This is a genomic window from Nocardia australiensis, assembly GCF_020733705.1.
Taxonomy (GTDB): Bacteria; Actinomycetota; Actinomycetes; order Mycobacteriales; family Mycobacteriaceae; genus Nocardia; species Nocardia australiensis.
The window spans coordinates 2,199,282-2,213,296 of sequence record NZ_JAJFZM010000001.1 but is presented as its reverse complement, the minus strand read 5'-3'; the positions used below and the strand labels follow the sequence as shown (position 1 = coordinate 2,213,296).

General features: G+C 63.6%; 12 protein-coding genes, 4 tRNA genes and 1 pseudogene. 9 read left to right on the top strand and 8 right to left on the bottom strand.

Annotation, left to right across the window (positions count from 1 at the left end; all coding sequences use genetic code 11):
- Positions 1-394 precede the first annotated feature (394 nt).
- Positions 395-1,093 (top strand): hypothetical protein, encoded by a 699-nt coding sequence (locus LKE06_RS10110; protein ID WP_227998332.1) that lies wholly within the window; start codon positions 395-397, stop codon positions 1,091-1,093.
- A 419-nt stretch (positions 1,094-1,512) separates the two neighbouring features.
- Here the strand turns inward: LKE06_RS10110 and LKE06_RS10105 are convergent.
- The 4 genes from LKE06_RS10105 to LKE06_RS10090 all read right to left on the bottom strand — a co-directional run bounded on the left by LKE06_RS10105 (position 1,513) and on the right by LKE06_RS10090 (position 2,584).
- A tRNA-Phe gene (locus LKE06_RS10105) sits at positions 1,513-1,589 on the bottom strand.
- A 59-nt stretch (positions 1,590-1,648) separates the two neighbouring features.
- A tRNA-Asp gene (locus LKE06_RS10100) sits at positions 1,649-1,722 on the bottom strand.
- 29 nt (positions 1,723-1,751) lie between these two features.
- A tRNA-Glu gene (locus LKE06_RS10095) sits at positions 1,752-1,824 on the bottom strand.
- Between the two features lie 94 nt (positions 1,825-1,918).
- Complete coding sequence (locus LKE06_RS10090; RefSeq protein WP_227998331.1) at positions 1,919-2,584, bottom strand: TetR family transcriptional regulator; 666 nt, start codon at positions 2,582-2,584, stop codon at positions 1,919-1,921.
- A gap of 867 nt (positions 2,585-3,451) precedes the next feature.
- Here LKE06_RS10090 and LKE06_RS10085 point away from each other — a divergent pair.
- The 4 genes from LKE06_RS10085 (at position 3,452) to LKE06_RS33105 (ending at position 5,649) form a co-directional block, all read left to right on the top strand.
- Positions 3,452-3,524 (top strand) — tRNA-Lys (locus LKE06_RS10085).
- Between the two features lie 363 nt (positions 3,525-3,887).
- A complete protein-coding gene (locus tag LKE06_RS10080) occupies positions 3,888-4,853 on the top strand; it encodes an acyl-ACP desaturase (protein WP_227998330.1) in 966 nt (321 codons plus the stop codon).
- A 176-nt stretch (positions 4,854-5,029) separates the two neighbouring features.
- Positions 5,030-5,203: an acyl-CoA dehydrogenase family protein gene (locus tag LKE06_RS10075; protein ID WP_227998329.1), complete on the top strand. Its 174-nt coding sequence runs from the start codon at positions 5,030-5,032 to the stop codon at positions 5,201-5,203.
- Between the two features lie 290 nt (positions 5,204-5,493).
- Positions 5,494-5,649: a hypothetical protein gene (locus LKE06_RS33105; protein WP_372477317.1), complete on the top strand. Its 156-nt coding sequence runs from the start codon at positions 5,494-5,496 to the stop codon at positions 5,647-5,649.
- Between the two features lie 24 nt (positions 5,650-5,673).
- Here the strand turns inward: LKE06_RS33105 and LKE06_RS10065 are convergent, their stop codons facing one another.
- A complete protein-coding gene (locus LKE06_RS10065) occupies positions 5,674-5,943 on the bottom strand; it encodes a hypothetical protein (protein ID WP_227998328.1) in 270 nt (89 codons plus the stop codon).
- 71 nt (positions 5,944-6,014) lie between these two features.
- Here LKE06_RS10065 and LKE06_RS10060 point away from each other — a divergent pair, with 71 nt between their 5' ends.
- Positions 6,015-7,625: an acyl-CoA synthetase gene (locus LKE06_RS10060; protein WP_227998327.1), complete on the top strand. Its 1,611-nt coding sequence runs from the start codon at positions 6,015-6,017 to the stop codon at positions 7,623-7,625.
- A 98-nt stretch (positions 7,626-7,723) separates the two neighbouring features.
- Complete coding sequence (locus tag LKE06_RS10055) at positions 7,724-9,346, top strand: acyl-CoA synthetase (RefSeq protein ID WP_227998326.1); 1,623 nt, start codon at positions 7,724-7,726, stop codon at positions 9,344-9,346.
- 44 nt (positions 9,347-9,390) lie between these two features.
- Here LKE06_RS10055 and LKE06_RS10050 read toward each other — a convergent pair whose 3' ends face one another.
- Entirely contained in the window at positions 9,391-10,152 is a 762-nt protein-coding gene (locus tag LKE06_RS10050) for a helix-turn-helix transcriptional regulator (protein ID WP_227998325.1), read from the bottom strand.
- 494 nt (positions 10,153-10,646) lie between these two features.
- On the opposite strand from LKE06_RS10050, the gene dusB reads away from it, so the two are divergent.
- Entirely contained in the window at positions 10,647-11,765 is a 1,119-nt protein-coding gene (gene dusB, locus LKE06_RS10045) for a tRNA dihydrouridine synthase DusB (protein ID WP_227999383.1), read from the top strand.
- A gap of 234 nt (positions 11,766-11,999) precedes the next feature.
- On the opposite strand, the gene LKE06_RS10040 is transcribed toward dusB, so the two are convergent.
- Both LKE06_RS10040 and LKE06_RS10035 read right to left on the bottom strand, forming a co-directional pair.
- Positions 12,000-12,434, bottom strand: coding sequence for a PIN domain-containing protein (locus tag LKE06_RS10040; RefSeq protein WP_227998324.1), 435 nt, complete (start codon positions 12,432-12,434; stop codon positions 12,000-12,002).
- Positions 12,431-12,664 (bottom strand): ribbon-helix-helix domain-containing protein, encoded by a 234-nt coding sequence (locus LKE06_RS10035; RefSeq protein WP_227998323.1) that lies wholly within the window; start codon positions 12,662-12,664, stop codon positions 12,431-12,433. Before LKE06_RS10035 ends, LKE06_RS10040 begins: the two co-directional genes overlap by 4 nt.
- A gap of 121 nt (positions 12,665-12,785) precedes the next feature.
- Here LKE06_RS10035 and LKE06_RS10030 point away from each other — a divergent pair.
- A pseudogene (locus LKE06_RS10030) lies at positions 12,786-13,583 on the top strand (tRNA-dihydrouridine synthase); the annotation flags it as partial.
- Positions 13,584-14,015: the final 432 nt, after the last annotated feature.

Sequence of the window (14,015 nt, the reverse complement as noted above, 5' to 3'; positions counted from 1 at the left end):
GGGTTTGCGGCATCAGATATCTCCGCTCCCGCATCGGGGACATCGCTCGCCAGCGGTGGGAAGATGTGTCGTCGTCGCGCACCGGCCGCCATAGTGTGGGCCGAGTGGCGGCGGCAGGCGACTTCGGATGAGCGGTCCCGCTGGAATGTTCCGCGAGATGACCGCACACCTCGGCCGCCTATTCGGATCGGCCATGCGACACCAGGTCGACTCGGTAGTTCATCCCACCGCTCGCAGGATCGAAAACAATCCGGCACGCCTCGAGGCAACCAGCCGAGCCGGCGCTGACGCTTTCGCCAGAGCCGCACGCGATGACGGCTCGCCTCCACGACCGCACCTCGAGCAGAATTCCCCACGCTCCAGCAGCCATTCGGCGAGACCGACCATACGTGGGGTGCTTCGGACCAAGGACCGGGATGATGCTCAGTTGCGTTTACACCTGACTCGAATGCTGGCCGACGGCGACTACGGCAAGTGCCAACTGAAACTGCTCGAAGCGTCCTACGCCCCGGTATACCGGGGCGGGAGGCGGGCGCGGCAGCGCGCAGGCTTCAAATTCTCGGCGGCGGTACACGACGAAAATGGCAGCCGTATCGGTCGAATCGAACGCAAGATCTATACCGACTCCCACGGCAGAATCGTCGTCAACAACAGCTACATGGCGCTGGTAGAAACGGCAACCGGCAAAGGTTACGGCAAGTCAGTGACCAGTGGACTCGAGAACATATACCGCCGCAACAACGTTCACCGCATGGAGCTGCGGGCCACTAAACGGGGCGGATACGCCTGGGCGCAAGCGGATTACCGCCTGAACCCCAGAGCTTCTCTCCGTGAGGAATCGCTCTCCCCCACACCGGCGCACTTGATGGACGCCGTGGACTATTCCCCCTCGATCGGGGATCGCATCAACGCGATCTACGACAGCGCGTCCAGCTATGACAAAGCCCTTCTCGACAGCATGCGAGACAGATTTAACGGCCCAGCGAACGACTGCCCGTCACCGCAGGAGCTGGCCAACCTGTCCGGCACAAACCCTCGACTCGGCGAGACCATGATGACGGGGGCAACATGGCACGGGGTGAAGATCCTGTAGGACAGCCCACCCCGACGAATAACCATCACCTCCTTCCTGGGCGCGATGCCTGGACCATGCCCACCGCCCCTCGGCTGGAGGTACACACACCCCACGACAGCGCACCGACCAGATCTGTTGAAGCCCAGCGTTTTACGAAGGGCGGCCTGTCTGTGGTCGACTTCGCGTACGCACGTTACTTCGCGCGGTTGTAGCCGAATTCCGCCATGCACAATCAAGAGCGCCTGCGGTTACCCGACTGTTGTCCGGCTCGAGGGACTGCGAGAATCGTCGCCTCAGCGGTAGTCCGCAAGCCGGGCTGAAGCCCCACGTGCAATATCGGACGGGAATCGGCGATCTACAGCGGCCGGTCGTGAACACATACCCCGGGGTATGGGCATAAAAAATCCCCCCCGACCATGCAATATGTCGAGGGGAGTTGGTGGCCAGGGCCGGGATCGAACCGGCGACCTTCCGCTTTTCAGGCGGACGCTCGTACCAACTGAGCTACCTGGCCGCAGGCATCTGTACTGCATGCCATACGCGAAGTGCCGGATTGCTCCGGCACTTATCTTGCGACCCTGACGGGACTCGAACCCGCGACCTCCGCCGTGACAGGGCGGCGCGCTAACCAACTGCGCCACAGGGCCTTGCGTTGCTACCAACGGTCCGAAGACCGTACCCCCTACGGGATTCGAACCCGCGCTACCGCCTTGAAAGGGCGGCGTCCTAGGCCGCTAGACGAAGGGGGCTCGTCCTGGATTCCTCCAGACCGGCTTTCAACGGGTGTCCGTTGGGAGCTCGGTTAGCTTATGACAGACCAGTGGAGTTTCCCAAACCGGCTGGTCAAAGCCCTAAACCAAGCTCTTCGAGGCGAGCTCGGATCTGCCAGCCGTCCTTACGGAACTTCTCACCCCACTCTGGGGTGGCCACGGATTCGATCATGACCTCGAGCGCCTCCTGGAATCTGGCACGCAGATCGACCCTGCTGCCGAACAGATCCACCATGTACCGCTGACCGGCGAGCGCGGCGGCCAGCGTTCGAGTGAACCGATCGGGGTCGGCCTCGGCACGCAACTGCCCCTGCTCGATGGCGCGGACGGCGAGTACCCGAATGCCCCGGCCGAGGATTCGCCCACCACCGGTTTGTACGTCCCGATAGAAATCGGGTTCGATGATCAACCGGTATTCGGCCTGCACGATGATGTCGTGCTCCAACCGCAACGCGATCTCGTCGGTCATCCCATGCAGAACGTCCAGCGCGCCGAGATCGGTTCTGGTGAGCCAACGTTCGACCGAGGCACGGTAACGTTCGACCGCCGTCTCCAGGACGGCGCGGGCCAGATCTTCTTTGGAGTCGAAATGAAAGTACATGGCGCCCTTGGTGGCACGCGAACCTTCCAAAATGCGGTTGAGTGATGCAGCGGCATAGCCGCTCTTCCCGAACTCAACGGCGGCGGACCTGATTATCGCCGCACGTGTCCGGCGGGCCCGCTCCTGCTGCCGTGCCATGCTCGAAATGCCTCCGAAGCTACTCGCCGCCAATCACTGCCCAAAGGAGCAGCCCGTGGCGCGAAGTTATAAGTTTTATTAATACTTCAACCGGGTTTTCGCCCCAGTTTCAAACTTCCAGTACGAAAACTTGCGAAAAACCTGAAATACACCGGCTGGTACAATTTTCGTGCCCGGGTGCGCCGCAGGGGGTGCGCACCCGGGTATTTGTTCGTCTCGGATCTGCCTCCCCCGGCGTCGACTCGCAGGAAGTCACGATCGGTCGTACCGCCCGCGACACGTTCGCATACAACAACGATAAGCCGAATTCCGGAACCCCCGACAAGGCGGCGATTCTTTCGGTCTTCACCAAGTCGCCACGGTACCCGTAACCGCGATACAACACGCGGCAAACCGAAGAGTCCAACAGCGGATCGGCCCACTTATCTGTTACGGCAAACCTCTCGCAATCGACCGGGATCGCCTGCCCGAGTGCAGAATTCGACAGCGCCGCAGCCATGTTCATCCGAGCCGACCGGTAGGTGGGACACGTGACCATTCGGCGCGCGACACCCGTCCAGATCGACGACGCGCTCCCCCGAGCTCCAGCTCCGCGCCAACCGTAAATCCAAAAACTTTGGTAGGCAACATGTTTCGATGATATCCATGGGACGTTGAAATGAACAAAGCTGGGTACCAGATGTTTACCGGCAGCATCGCTGCACTCGCATCCTTTGTTACCCGGCGCCACGCTGAATCTCGGCCCCCCACGGCGATGCCGCCACCCCACTCGAACACCGACCCCATCGCCCACAGCCGGGATACGTCAAACCCACCCCATCCCCCGGTTACCGAATGCGCGGCCGGACCATTACACTGGCCCACCGCGCCCCTATAGCTCAGTTGGTAGAGCTACGGACTTTTAATCCGCAGGTCGTAGGTTCGAGCCCTACTGGGGGCACTGCGTCGGGCGTCCGGTGAGCACCGGGCGCCCGATCATGTTTTCGCCCCACAGACGGACAACGCGGGCCGAGGGCAGTGCGGAAGCGGACATCATGTGCCCTCGAGCACCTCGGGCTAACAACCCTCTCGCGACAGCGATAGACCCAACGCCGCAGGAGACTCAACACAACAGGCCGAAGTCAGACACTCGGGGTTGGCCGCCGAACGCCATGATGGCGCATGACTTGAATCGCCGGACACCGCTTGTTGAACTGATGCGCTTCGCATCACACTTACGGTGCCGTAAGGTATGGCCGCATCGGCACGGTCCTACGGTGGGGAACGACCTGCAAGAGCGTACGTACACATGAAGGGCATATGCATGGCAAGGGATCTGACTCAACTCGAGCTGCTCACGGAGTTGGAGCCGGTTGCCGAAGAAAACGTCAACCGGCACCTCTCCCTCGCGAAGGAATGGCATCCGCACGACTATGTCCCGTGGGACGAGGGTCGCAACTTCGCGGCGCTCGGCGGCGTGGATTGGGACCCCGAGCAGTCCCGACTCGGCGAGGTCGCCAAGGCGGCCATGATCACGAATCTGCTCACCGAAGACAACCTGCCCTCGTATCACCGTGAGATCGCCGAGAACTTCTCCCAAGACGGCGCTTGGGGCACCTGGGTCGGTCGCTGGACCGCCGAGGAGAACCGGCACGGCATCGTCATGCGCGACTACCTGGTGGTCACCCGCGGTGTCGACCCGGTCGCCCTCGAAGAGGCGCGCATGATCCATATGACCAACGGATTCGCCTCCCCCACCGAGGCCGACGCCGGCTTCCTGCACTCGGTCGCCTACGTGACATTCCAGGAGCTGGCCACCCGGGTCAGCCACCGCAACACCGGCCGGGTGTGCGATGACCCGATCGCCGACCGCATGCTGCAGCGCGTCGCCGCCGACGAGAACCTGCACATGATCTTCTACCGCAACATGTGCGGTGCGGCGCTCGATCTGACGCCGGACCAGTCCATCGAGGCGATCACGCTAATCCTGGAGAACTTCCAGATGCCCGGTGCGGGCATGCCCAACTTCCGCCGCAACGGCGTACTGATGGCCAAGCACGGCATCTACGACCTGCGCCAGCACCTCGAAGAGGTGGTACAGCCGGTCCTCAAGAAGTGGAACATCTTCGAGCGAACCGACTTCACCCCGCGCGGTGAGGCCGTCCGCGACCGCCTCGCCGTCTTCCTCGAGAAGCTGGCCGGTGACGTGGTCAAATTCGAGGAGCAGCGCGACCGCATGCTGGCCCGCGAAGCGAAGAAGCGTGAGCTGACCGCGTCGGCTGTGAGCTGATCGCACCAATACCGAACAAACGCGCCGCCGCCCGGATTTCCGGGCGGCGGCGCGTTTATTGTCCGACTCGGCCACGATCGCGCTACTTCAGAGTGCACGCCACACGAGGAACGGTGGGGCCAGCAACAACACATCGATCGCGAAATTTAGCTGAAGGCAGGCGAATTGGGCCTGCTATGCCCGAGCGTCCGGAGGAATTCGGTGGTGACGGCGGCAATTTCCGGCATGAGGCGGTCATCACCATCGAGCAGGTGCGCGCCCTGGCGCCCAGCCTCGGCAACCTAATGCACAGCACGATCAACGCGCACTACATCGCCGAATACGGCACCGACAAGCAGCACACGACCTGACTGCCGAAGATGACCTCCGGCAGATCGTCACCGCCGTCGCGATGACCGAGCCCAGCACCGGCCCGGACCTACGGGCGATTCGCACTACCGCGAAGACCGAAGGCGACGAACGTCATCAACGGAGCGAAGACCTTCATCTCCAATGGCTTCCTGCCCGACCTGGTGCTCGTTATCCGCCAGGCAAATGAGCACCAGGCGGCGCGGGCGGACTGTCGATCATCGCCGTCGAAACGAAGCAGCAGAACATCCTCACCGACTGCTGTCCGCAGCTATTCGGCGGCTACGGCGACATGGCCGAATATCCCATCGCGCGGATCTTTACCGATTCCCGCATTCAGCAGGTCCACGGCGGCACCAGCGAAATTATGAAGGCTCCGAGAGCGGGGATCCGTAATCGCGGCGCCAGAGCACGTCGGCAGGGCATTGCGATTCCAGGCGATCAATGATTCCTCGGTCCGCGAGTGGCGCGCTCAGTCGGTCGCTGTCGAAGACAAAGGCGGCGGTTTCGGCGTCGAGACCTGCGGCGCCGCGAAAACGGGATCGTAATCGCGCGCATTCCATAGTCGCGGAAACGGAAATTCGGCCTGCCGCAAGGCAACTCGCCTGTCGATGCCCGAGGAGACAATGCGGTACACAAAGTCGAGCGGGAAGACCGTCAGCAGATGCTCGGGATCGTCGAGGACTCGGGTGTCCACGGTGAACCGGATGCGCTTACCCAGGAATCGGTCAGAATTTGCCAAGTTCGATGGCGAGCGAGTCCGGTTGCTGACAACCCGTTGTTCTCCCCCGACTGCCGGTCTACCTTGCGGCCATGGCATTGAACGTCGCTGACCTGTTCGAACACGCCGTGGACGCGGTACCGAAGCGAACCGCTCTCATCTGTGGGGATCGGCAGCTCACCTACCGGGAGCTGGATGAGCAAGCCAACCGACTGGCAAAGCATCTGGCGGCCAATGGGATCGGTCCCGGTGACCACGTCGGCGTGTACGCGCGCAACCGCATCGAGACCGTCGTGACGATGCTGGCCACCTACAAGCTGCGGGCGGTGTCGGTCGCGGTCAACTATCGCTATGTCGTCGAGGAATTGCGGTACCTGTTCGACAACGCGGATCTGGTTGCGCTAGTGCACGAACGGGAGTACAGCCACAAGGTGGCGGCCGCGCGGAAGGCTGCCCCCGGGCTGCGCCATACGGTGGTGATCGAGGACGGCAGCGAGATCGCCTACAGCGGAGTCGACTACGATCGAGCGTTGGCAGAGCAAACGGCCGGGCGGGACTTCACGCCACGCAGTCCTGACGACATCTACATCGTCTACACCGGCGGCACCACCGGATTCCCCAAGGGCGTGATGTGGCGGCACGAGGATGTCTGGCGCGTGTTCGGCGGCGGAATCGACTTCGCCACAGGCAAATACACGGCCGACGAATGGGAACAATCGGGGCGGGCGGTTGTCGGCACCGGGGTCGTGCGGCTCACCATCTCCCCGCTGATCCACGGCGCCGCGCAGTGGGCCGTGCTCGGAGCATTGTTCGTTGGCAATACCGTCGTGCTGGTGCCGGCCTTCGACCCTGGCCTGATCTGGAATCTCGTGCAGCAGTATCGAATCGCGGCCATGGCCATCACCGGCGATGCCATGGGACGGCCGCTGTTGGACGCCTACCGCGATGGCGACTACGACGTGTCCTCGCTGCGCATTCTGAACAGTCACGCGGCCCTGTTCTCGCAGTCAGTGAAACAGGATTTCCTGGCGACGTTCCCGGATCTGCTCATCACCGACGCCATCGGATCCTCGGAGAGCGGGTTCACCGGATTCGGCAGGGTTACCAGCGATTCCGATCATTCACAGGGGCCGCGGGTCAACTTCAGCGCACAGGCGATCCTCATCGACGAGGACGGCGGGCGGCTGTCGCCCGCGCCCGGTGTCGTCGGCCGGGTGGCGCGGACCGGGCACATTCCACTCGGGTACTACAACGACCCCGTCAAGAGCGCCGGTATCTTCCACGAGATCGACGGCATCCGCTACGTGCTCGCTGGTGACTACGCGCGCTACGAGCCGGACGGCACGGTGACGTTGCTCGGGCGTGGGTCCGAGTGCATCAATACCGGTGGGGAGAAGGTGTTTCCGGAGGAGGTCGAGGGTGCGCTCAAATCGCATCCGGATGTCTACGACGCCTTGGTGATCGGGTTGCCCGACGAGCGATACGGGCAGCGGGTCGGCGCGATCGTGCAGGCGCGGGCGGGCGCCGAGGTCGATATCACCGCCCTCGACGCGCACGCGCGCGATCGGATCGCCGGATACAAGGCGCCGCGGGGCTATTGGCTGGTGGCCGACATGCAGCGGCAGGCGACGGGAAAGGCGAACTACGCGTGGGCCAAGCGGTTCGCGAGCGAGCACGAGGACGCGGTGCTCACTCCGCGCTGAGACGGCGGCGACCTGGCCGATACGCGCTGTCATCTTTTTGCCAATTGTCGGCCAGGACTTCCGTTGTCCCGCACTGTGGCCGGTCCTAGCTTGGTCGCATGGCTTTCAATGTTGCAGACCTCTTCGAACACGCGGTGGACGCGGTGCCCGATCGCATCGCCGTAATCTGCGGCGATCGCCGGGTGACCTACCGAGAACTCGACGAGCGCGCGAACCAGCTGGCACACCACCTGGCGTCGCGAGGAATCGGCAAGGGCGATCACGTCGGGGTGTATTCGCGCAACTCCATCGAGGCCCTCGAAACAATGATCGCGACCTACAAGCTGCGCGCGGTCTCGGTGTGTGTCAACTATCGGTATGTGGCCGAGGAAGTCCGCTACATCGTGGACAACGCCGACCTGAAAGCCCTGGTCCACGAGCGCGCGTACGCCGATGTCGTCGCCGATGTCGCGCCGACCACCCCGCAGCTGACCGGCCTCATCGTCATCGACGACGGCACCGACGGGGATTACACGCGCTACGACGGCATCTCCTATGACCAGGCGCGCGCCGGGCAGTCCACCGCCCGTGACTTCGACGAACGCCGATCCGATGACCTCTACATCCTCTACACCGGCGGCACGACCGGGTTCCCCAAGGGCGTCATGTGGACCCATGAGGACGTGTGGCGCACGCTCGGTGGCGGCATCAACCATGTCACCGGCGAATACGTCGCCGATGAATGGGAACTGGCCAACAATGCCAAGTCCGCGCCCAATGGCATTGTGATGGCGCCGCTTTCACCGCTGATCCACGGGGCTGCGCAGTGGGCGGCGTTCATCGCGCTGAACTCCGGCGGCACCGTCGTGTTCGTGCCGCGGTTCGATGCCGATGAGGTGTGGCGGACGGTGGAGCGGGAGCAGGTCAACGTGCTCACCGTGGTCGGTGACGCCATGGCCAAGCCGCTGCTCGACGCCTACCGTGCGAAGAACTACGACGTGTCGTCGCTGTGGGCGTTCAGCAGCCACGCCGCCTTGTTCTCGCAGGCGCTCAAGCAGCAGTACCTCGAGCTGTTCCCGAACCTGTTCATCACCGATGTGATCGGATCCTCGGAGAGCGGCAGCACCGGACTCGCCGTGGTCAGCAAGGATTCCGATCATTCCCAAGGGCCGCGGGTGAAATATAGCGCGCAGGCCGCGCTCATCGACGACGACGGAAAACTGGTGGAGCCCAAGCCCGGCGCGGTCGGGCGGATGGCGCGCAGCGGGCACGTGCCGCTGGGCTACTACAAGGATCCGGAGAAGACCAAGACCATCTTCGTCGAGGTGGACGGAACCCGGTATGTCGTCCCCGGCGACTACGCGCGCTACGAGGAGGACGGCACCGTCACCTTGCTCGGGCGCGGATCGGAATGCATCAATACCGGCGGCGAGAAGGTCTTCCCCGAGGAGGTCGAGGGCGCCCTCAAGTCGCACCCGGATGTGTTCGATGCGTTGGTGATCGGTATCAAGGACGAGCGCTTCGGGAATTCGGTCGCAGCGCTGGTGCAGCCAAGCGGTGATTTCGAACTCGACCTCGCCGCTCTCGACGGGCATGTGCGCACTAAGGTTGCCGGATACAAAGCGCCGCGCGGCTATTGGATCGTTGAGCAGATGATGCGCCAGCCTAGCGGCAAGGCCAACTACCCCGCCGCCAAGAAGCACGCCGCGGATAACGCCGAACTGAAGCGCTCTCCGCGGTGACGAGGGTTCGCGCGGATGCCTGGCCAGTAGCTCACAACCCCTTGTCAGGCGTCCGCGCGAACATCCTCCTTCAACAGTCCCAGTTCGGCTGCGCGGGCACCGAGCTGGAAACGGGTCGCGGCGTTCAACCGGATCATGACGTCGGCGAGATAACGGCGATAGGTACGGGTGGAGACCGAAAGTCGGCGTGCCGCCACTTCGTCGGTGACGCCGGCGTTCAAGAATCGCAGGACCGCTATTTCCATTTCGCCGAATCCACGGTGGCGCAAAGCGACATGATCTTGCAGCGGGAGTGCGGTCGCCCAGGTTTGGGTGACAAATTGGTGGATGGCACCCAGCAGGGCAAATTCGGTGGCGAAATACGCCTGCGGTTGCCCGTTCACGTGTGTCCACACCACCCCCAGACGGCCGTCGATAACCATCGTGTTGTGGAACTTGGTATACGTGACACGGATTCGATCGCTGAACGAATGATCCGGCAGCAATTCCTCCAGATCGTGATCGTCGGCGTACTGCGAGGATACGAGGATCCGTACCCGCTTGCCAGCGGCGATGAAATCTCGGAGCAGGGCATCCGCGTCGAGATACTCCCGCCGAGCCTGGATGGGATCGGAGATCGCGATCGTCACCTCGACCTGCACCCCACGCAGGCGCTGTTGCAATGTCTCGCCCCAGTCGTCCCGGGGTATCACCCGCGCGATATCTACTGTCTCCTCGGCGGCGCTTCCGGTCGAATCGATCCTTGAAAGCGCGGAATCCAGCAATTCGCGTGTCCGAACCAACAAGTCGGCAACATCCTCAACCACGGCACCCCTTCGGTCCTGGCAAAACTCGCCACGACAACTCAATCCCAAAGGTACACAACAGCTCACGTGGCGCAAGCAAGACAACACGTCGAGAGCCGTCATCTTCGAGAACATCCGATTCATCGTGACCAGCCCGGTCCCACCCCGTGATCTTCGCGACCTGCGCCGAAGGCCAGCTGAACTTGGACATCGTCTACAACCGAGACATCGTCTCGGATCACGATGGCAATCGACTGGCAGACCGGATCGAACAAACAATCCGGGAACTACCTCTGATCAGTTGATCGAGACGACGATTGCCAACTTTGCCGGTCGAAGGCGTTGCAGACGCAACCGATCACGATCATAGCGGCCAAGAATGCAGAACTGATCGATTGTGGCTGACCATTTTCGAGAGGCACCCACCGGAGCCATCGACGACAGGGTGATCCAGGCCGCAAACCATCCAATGCGACACTGGGCCTGTGCCTACATCCACCGAGATCAGACACGACCTGCAGGTCGGCCCGTACCCGATCGACCCGCCCGTCGTGCTCGCCCCGATGGCCGGCATCACCAACGTCGCATTCCGCACCCTGTGTCGAGAATTCGGCAGCCCCACCTCCCTCTACATCTGCGAGATGATCACCGCGCGGGCCGTCGTTGAACGCAACGAGAAGACCCTGCACATGATGTCCTTCGACGCCGACGAGCACCCGCGCTCCATGCAGCTCTACGGCGTGGACCCGGCCACCCTCGGCGAGGCGGTCCGGATCATCGTCGGTGAGGGCTGGGCCGATCACATCGACCTCAATCTCGGCTGCCCAGTTCCCAAGGTAACGCGGCTGGGCGGCGGGTCGGCGCTGCCCTACAAGCGGCGGCTGTTCGCCAATATCGTCCGGGAGATGGTCGCGGCGGCCGGGGAGGTCCCGGTGACCTTCAAGTTCCGCATCGGCATCGACGACACCCACCACACCTACCTCGACACCGGACGCATCGCCGAGGCCGAGGGCGCGGCTGCAGTCGCCCTGCACGCGCGCACCGCCTCCCAGCTCTACTCCGGTGCCGCCGACTGGTCGGCCATCGCCCGGCTCAAGGAAGCCGTCACCACGATCCCCGTCCTGGGCAACGGCGATATCTTCACCGCCGCCGACGCACTGCGCATGCAGGCCGAAACCGGTTGCGACGGAGTCGTTATCGGCCGCGGTTGCCTCGGCCGCCCCTGGCTGTTCGCGGAACTGTCGGCGGCCCTGCGCGGCGAACCGATCCCCGACGGCCCGACCCTCGGCCGCGTCGGCGAGATCCTCATCCGCCACGCCTGCCTGCTCGTCGAACACGACGGCGAGGACAAGGCCATGCGCGACATCCGCAAACACATGGCCTGGTATCTGATGGGCTTCCCGGTCGGCAGCGAACTGCGCCGCCGCTTCGCCACCGTCACCGGTCTGCACCAGATCGAAGACCTTGTGGGACAACTGGATCCGGACGTTCCGTTCCCCGTCGACGCCGCCACCGGCCCGCGCGGGCGGCAGGGCTCGCCACAGAAGAAGGTGGCACTGCCCGAAGGCTGGCTCGACGACCCGGAGGACGACACCATCCCGTCGGCCGCCGACGTGATGCACTCCGGCGGATAGAACCCCAGACCACGCCGGAAGCTGACGAGAACCCCTCGCGGTGATCGGCTTGGCCGGCTGGACCGGCTGGCTGTCCTGGATCGTCGCTTGCAGCGTCGCCCTATTGCGCCGATAGTCCAGTGTCGGCAAACGAGGAACGAAACTCGGTGGTGGAGCAGCCTTCCGTAAAGCGACGGCTGTTCGCCACAATCATCTGGACCCGGTAATCGAGCCCACCCGGTCCGGGTGGCCGGGTCATGTCAGGTCGTCGGGCAGCAACCGAAAGTGCGCATGTTCCGGTGTCAGCGGGCGAATGGCACGGAAATCACGACGGTCCAGGGTTAGTACCGTCTCGGTGTGGTACTCAGCCGCCAGACATACGTTGAACGCATCGGCCATGTCGAGGTCCAGGCCCGGATAGGATTCCTTCGCCCGGCGGGCCGTTGCGATTTGACCGGAGACATCCGGGAGCGCGAATCGCATTCGCTCGATCTGATCGAAAACGAACGCCAGGATCCTATCTCGGGCGTTCGAGCCGAAGCGGGCCTTCGCCAGGTGGTCGACCTCAGTCAACACCAGTGGCGAGATGACCACGAGACTCGCATCGTTGAGAACCGAGCGGCAGGCTTGTGACTCCGTCCCCTTGGCGAATGCCTCGATGATCCCCGAGGTATCACCGATGACGATCACCGGCGCCGAGTCCCCTCCACGACCGCCCGAGTCACCTCACCCACTGGCTCGTCGACATCATCGAAGGTCGGAAAGTCCATATCCGCACCCCAGACCCGCGTACTCAGCGCGGCAAGGTGGATACCGCGCCGGATGATCTCGGCTTCGGACACGCCACGCTTGGCCGCAGCCTCCTTGATCATGGCCAGGTCGACAGGATCGGCGTAGACATTGGTCCGCTTCAAAGACATGTACCAACCCTAACACATGTACCATCTTAATGACATGTAGATCGGGGTTGGAAGACTGCCACCGACACCTGTGCTACCTGCGGGTTCGGCACGATCAATCTATTGTCATTGTGTTGACACCGGCTGCCCGGTACCGAAGGTCACCGGCTCGGTGGCAGGGCCGCGCTGCCATATAAGCGCGCGTTGTTCAGCCGGATCGTGCGGGCCATGGTCAGCGGCGCCGAACCCGCGGGTGTGCCGGTGACGGTGAAGTTCCGCATCGGCATCGATGACGACCACCTGACCTACCTCGACGCGGGCCGCATCGCCGAGGCCGAAGGCGCGAAGGCCGTTGCGCTGCATGCCCGTACGGCCGCACAGCGGTATTCGGGACAGGCCGACTGGTCGGCCATCGCCCGGCTGAAGGAGGCCGTGCGGACCATCCCGGTACTCGGAAACGGTGACACCTTCTCCGCCGCCGACGCCGTCCGCATGATGGACGAAACCGGTTGCGATGGTGTCGTAGTCGGGCGCGGCTGCCTCGGCAGGCCGTGGCTGTTCGGCGAATTGCAGGCGGCGCTGCGCGGCGAATCATTGCCCGAGGCACCGAATTTGGGACGCGTCGGTGAGGTGCTCTACCGCCACGCGGCACTGCTGTCCGAGCATCTCGGCGAGGACAAGGCAATGCGCGATCTACGCAAGCACATGGCCTGGTACCTGATGGGCTTCCCGGTCGGCGCGGATCTGCGCCGCGCCTTCGCGACTGTGTCGCGACTCACCGAATTGCAGGACCTGATAGGGCAACTCGACCCGACCGCTCCATTCCCGAGGGATGCCGAGGGGCCGCCAGGGTTCGCCGGGCAAGGTCGCACTGCCACACGGCTGGCCCGACGATCCCGCAGTGCCCGACGGCGCCGATCTGATGCACAGCGGCGGCTGACGCCTCCCATCCGCCACCACCCGAAACACGCAGGTGGCATTGCCGATTTCGTACCCAGCTGGCCCGCCGTGGCGAAATCGTTATCATTGGCGGAATCGGTCATGCCGGTCGAAACGGCAGTTGTGGCGGATAGCCAAGCGTCGAAAACGAAAAGCGAGGTTCGTTGGTGGGTGACGATCGGCACGGGCATGTGCCCCGGCCCGGAGGTCGTGCCCCGTGGGAGCGCTATCCCACGGCGGATGACTCTGAACCAGACGGCTCCCGGTCGTCCCGGCGATCGAGACATACCGAAGGCGCCCCGGAGACCGGCTCAGCACCGCTCACGGTGCAGGATCTCGTCCAGAAGGTCGACAACGAACGAGGCGGCCGAAAGCGCCGGGCAGCAACGCCGAGCGAGGGCAATATCCCGGCGCCGGGCGGCGCGCCCAGCGA

Bases quoted from the DNA above. Each gene is read 5' to 3' on its own strand.
- LKE06_RS10090 (WP_227998331.1), bottom strand. From the start codon at position 2,584: ATGGCACGGCAGCAGGAGCGGGCCCGCCGGACACGTGCGGCGATAATC.
- LKE06_RS33105 (WP_372477317.1), top strand. From the start codon at position 5,494: ATGGCCGAATATCCCATCGCGCGGATCTTTACCGATTCCCGCATTCAG.
- LKE06_RS10080 (WP_227998330.1), top strand. From the start codon at position 3,888: ATGGCAAGGGATCTGACTCAACTCGAGCTGCTCACGGAGTTGGAGCCG.
- LKE06_RS10055 (WP_227998326.1), top strand. From the start codon at position 7,724: ATGGCTTTCAATGTTGCAGACCTCTTCGAACACGCGGTGGACGCGGTG.
- LKE06_RS10060 (WP_227998327.1), top strand. From the start codon at position 6,015: ATGGCATTGAACGTCGCTGACCTGTTCGAACACGCCGTGGACGCGGTA.
- LKE06_RS10035 (WP_227998323.1), bottom strand. From the start codon at position 12,664: ATGTCTTTGAAGCGGACCAATGTCTACGCCGATCCTGTCGACCTGGCC.
- LKE06_RS10075 (WP_227998329.1), top strand. From the start codon at position 5,030: ATGCCCGAGCGTCCGGAGGAATTCGGTGGTGACGGCGGCAATTTCCGG.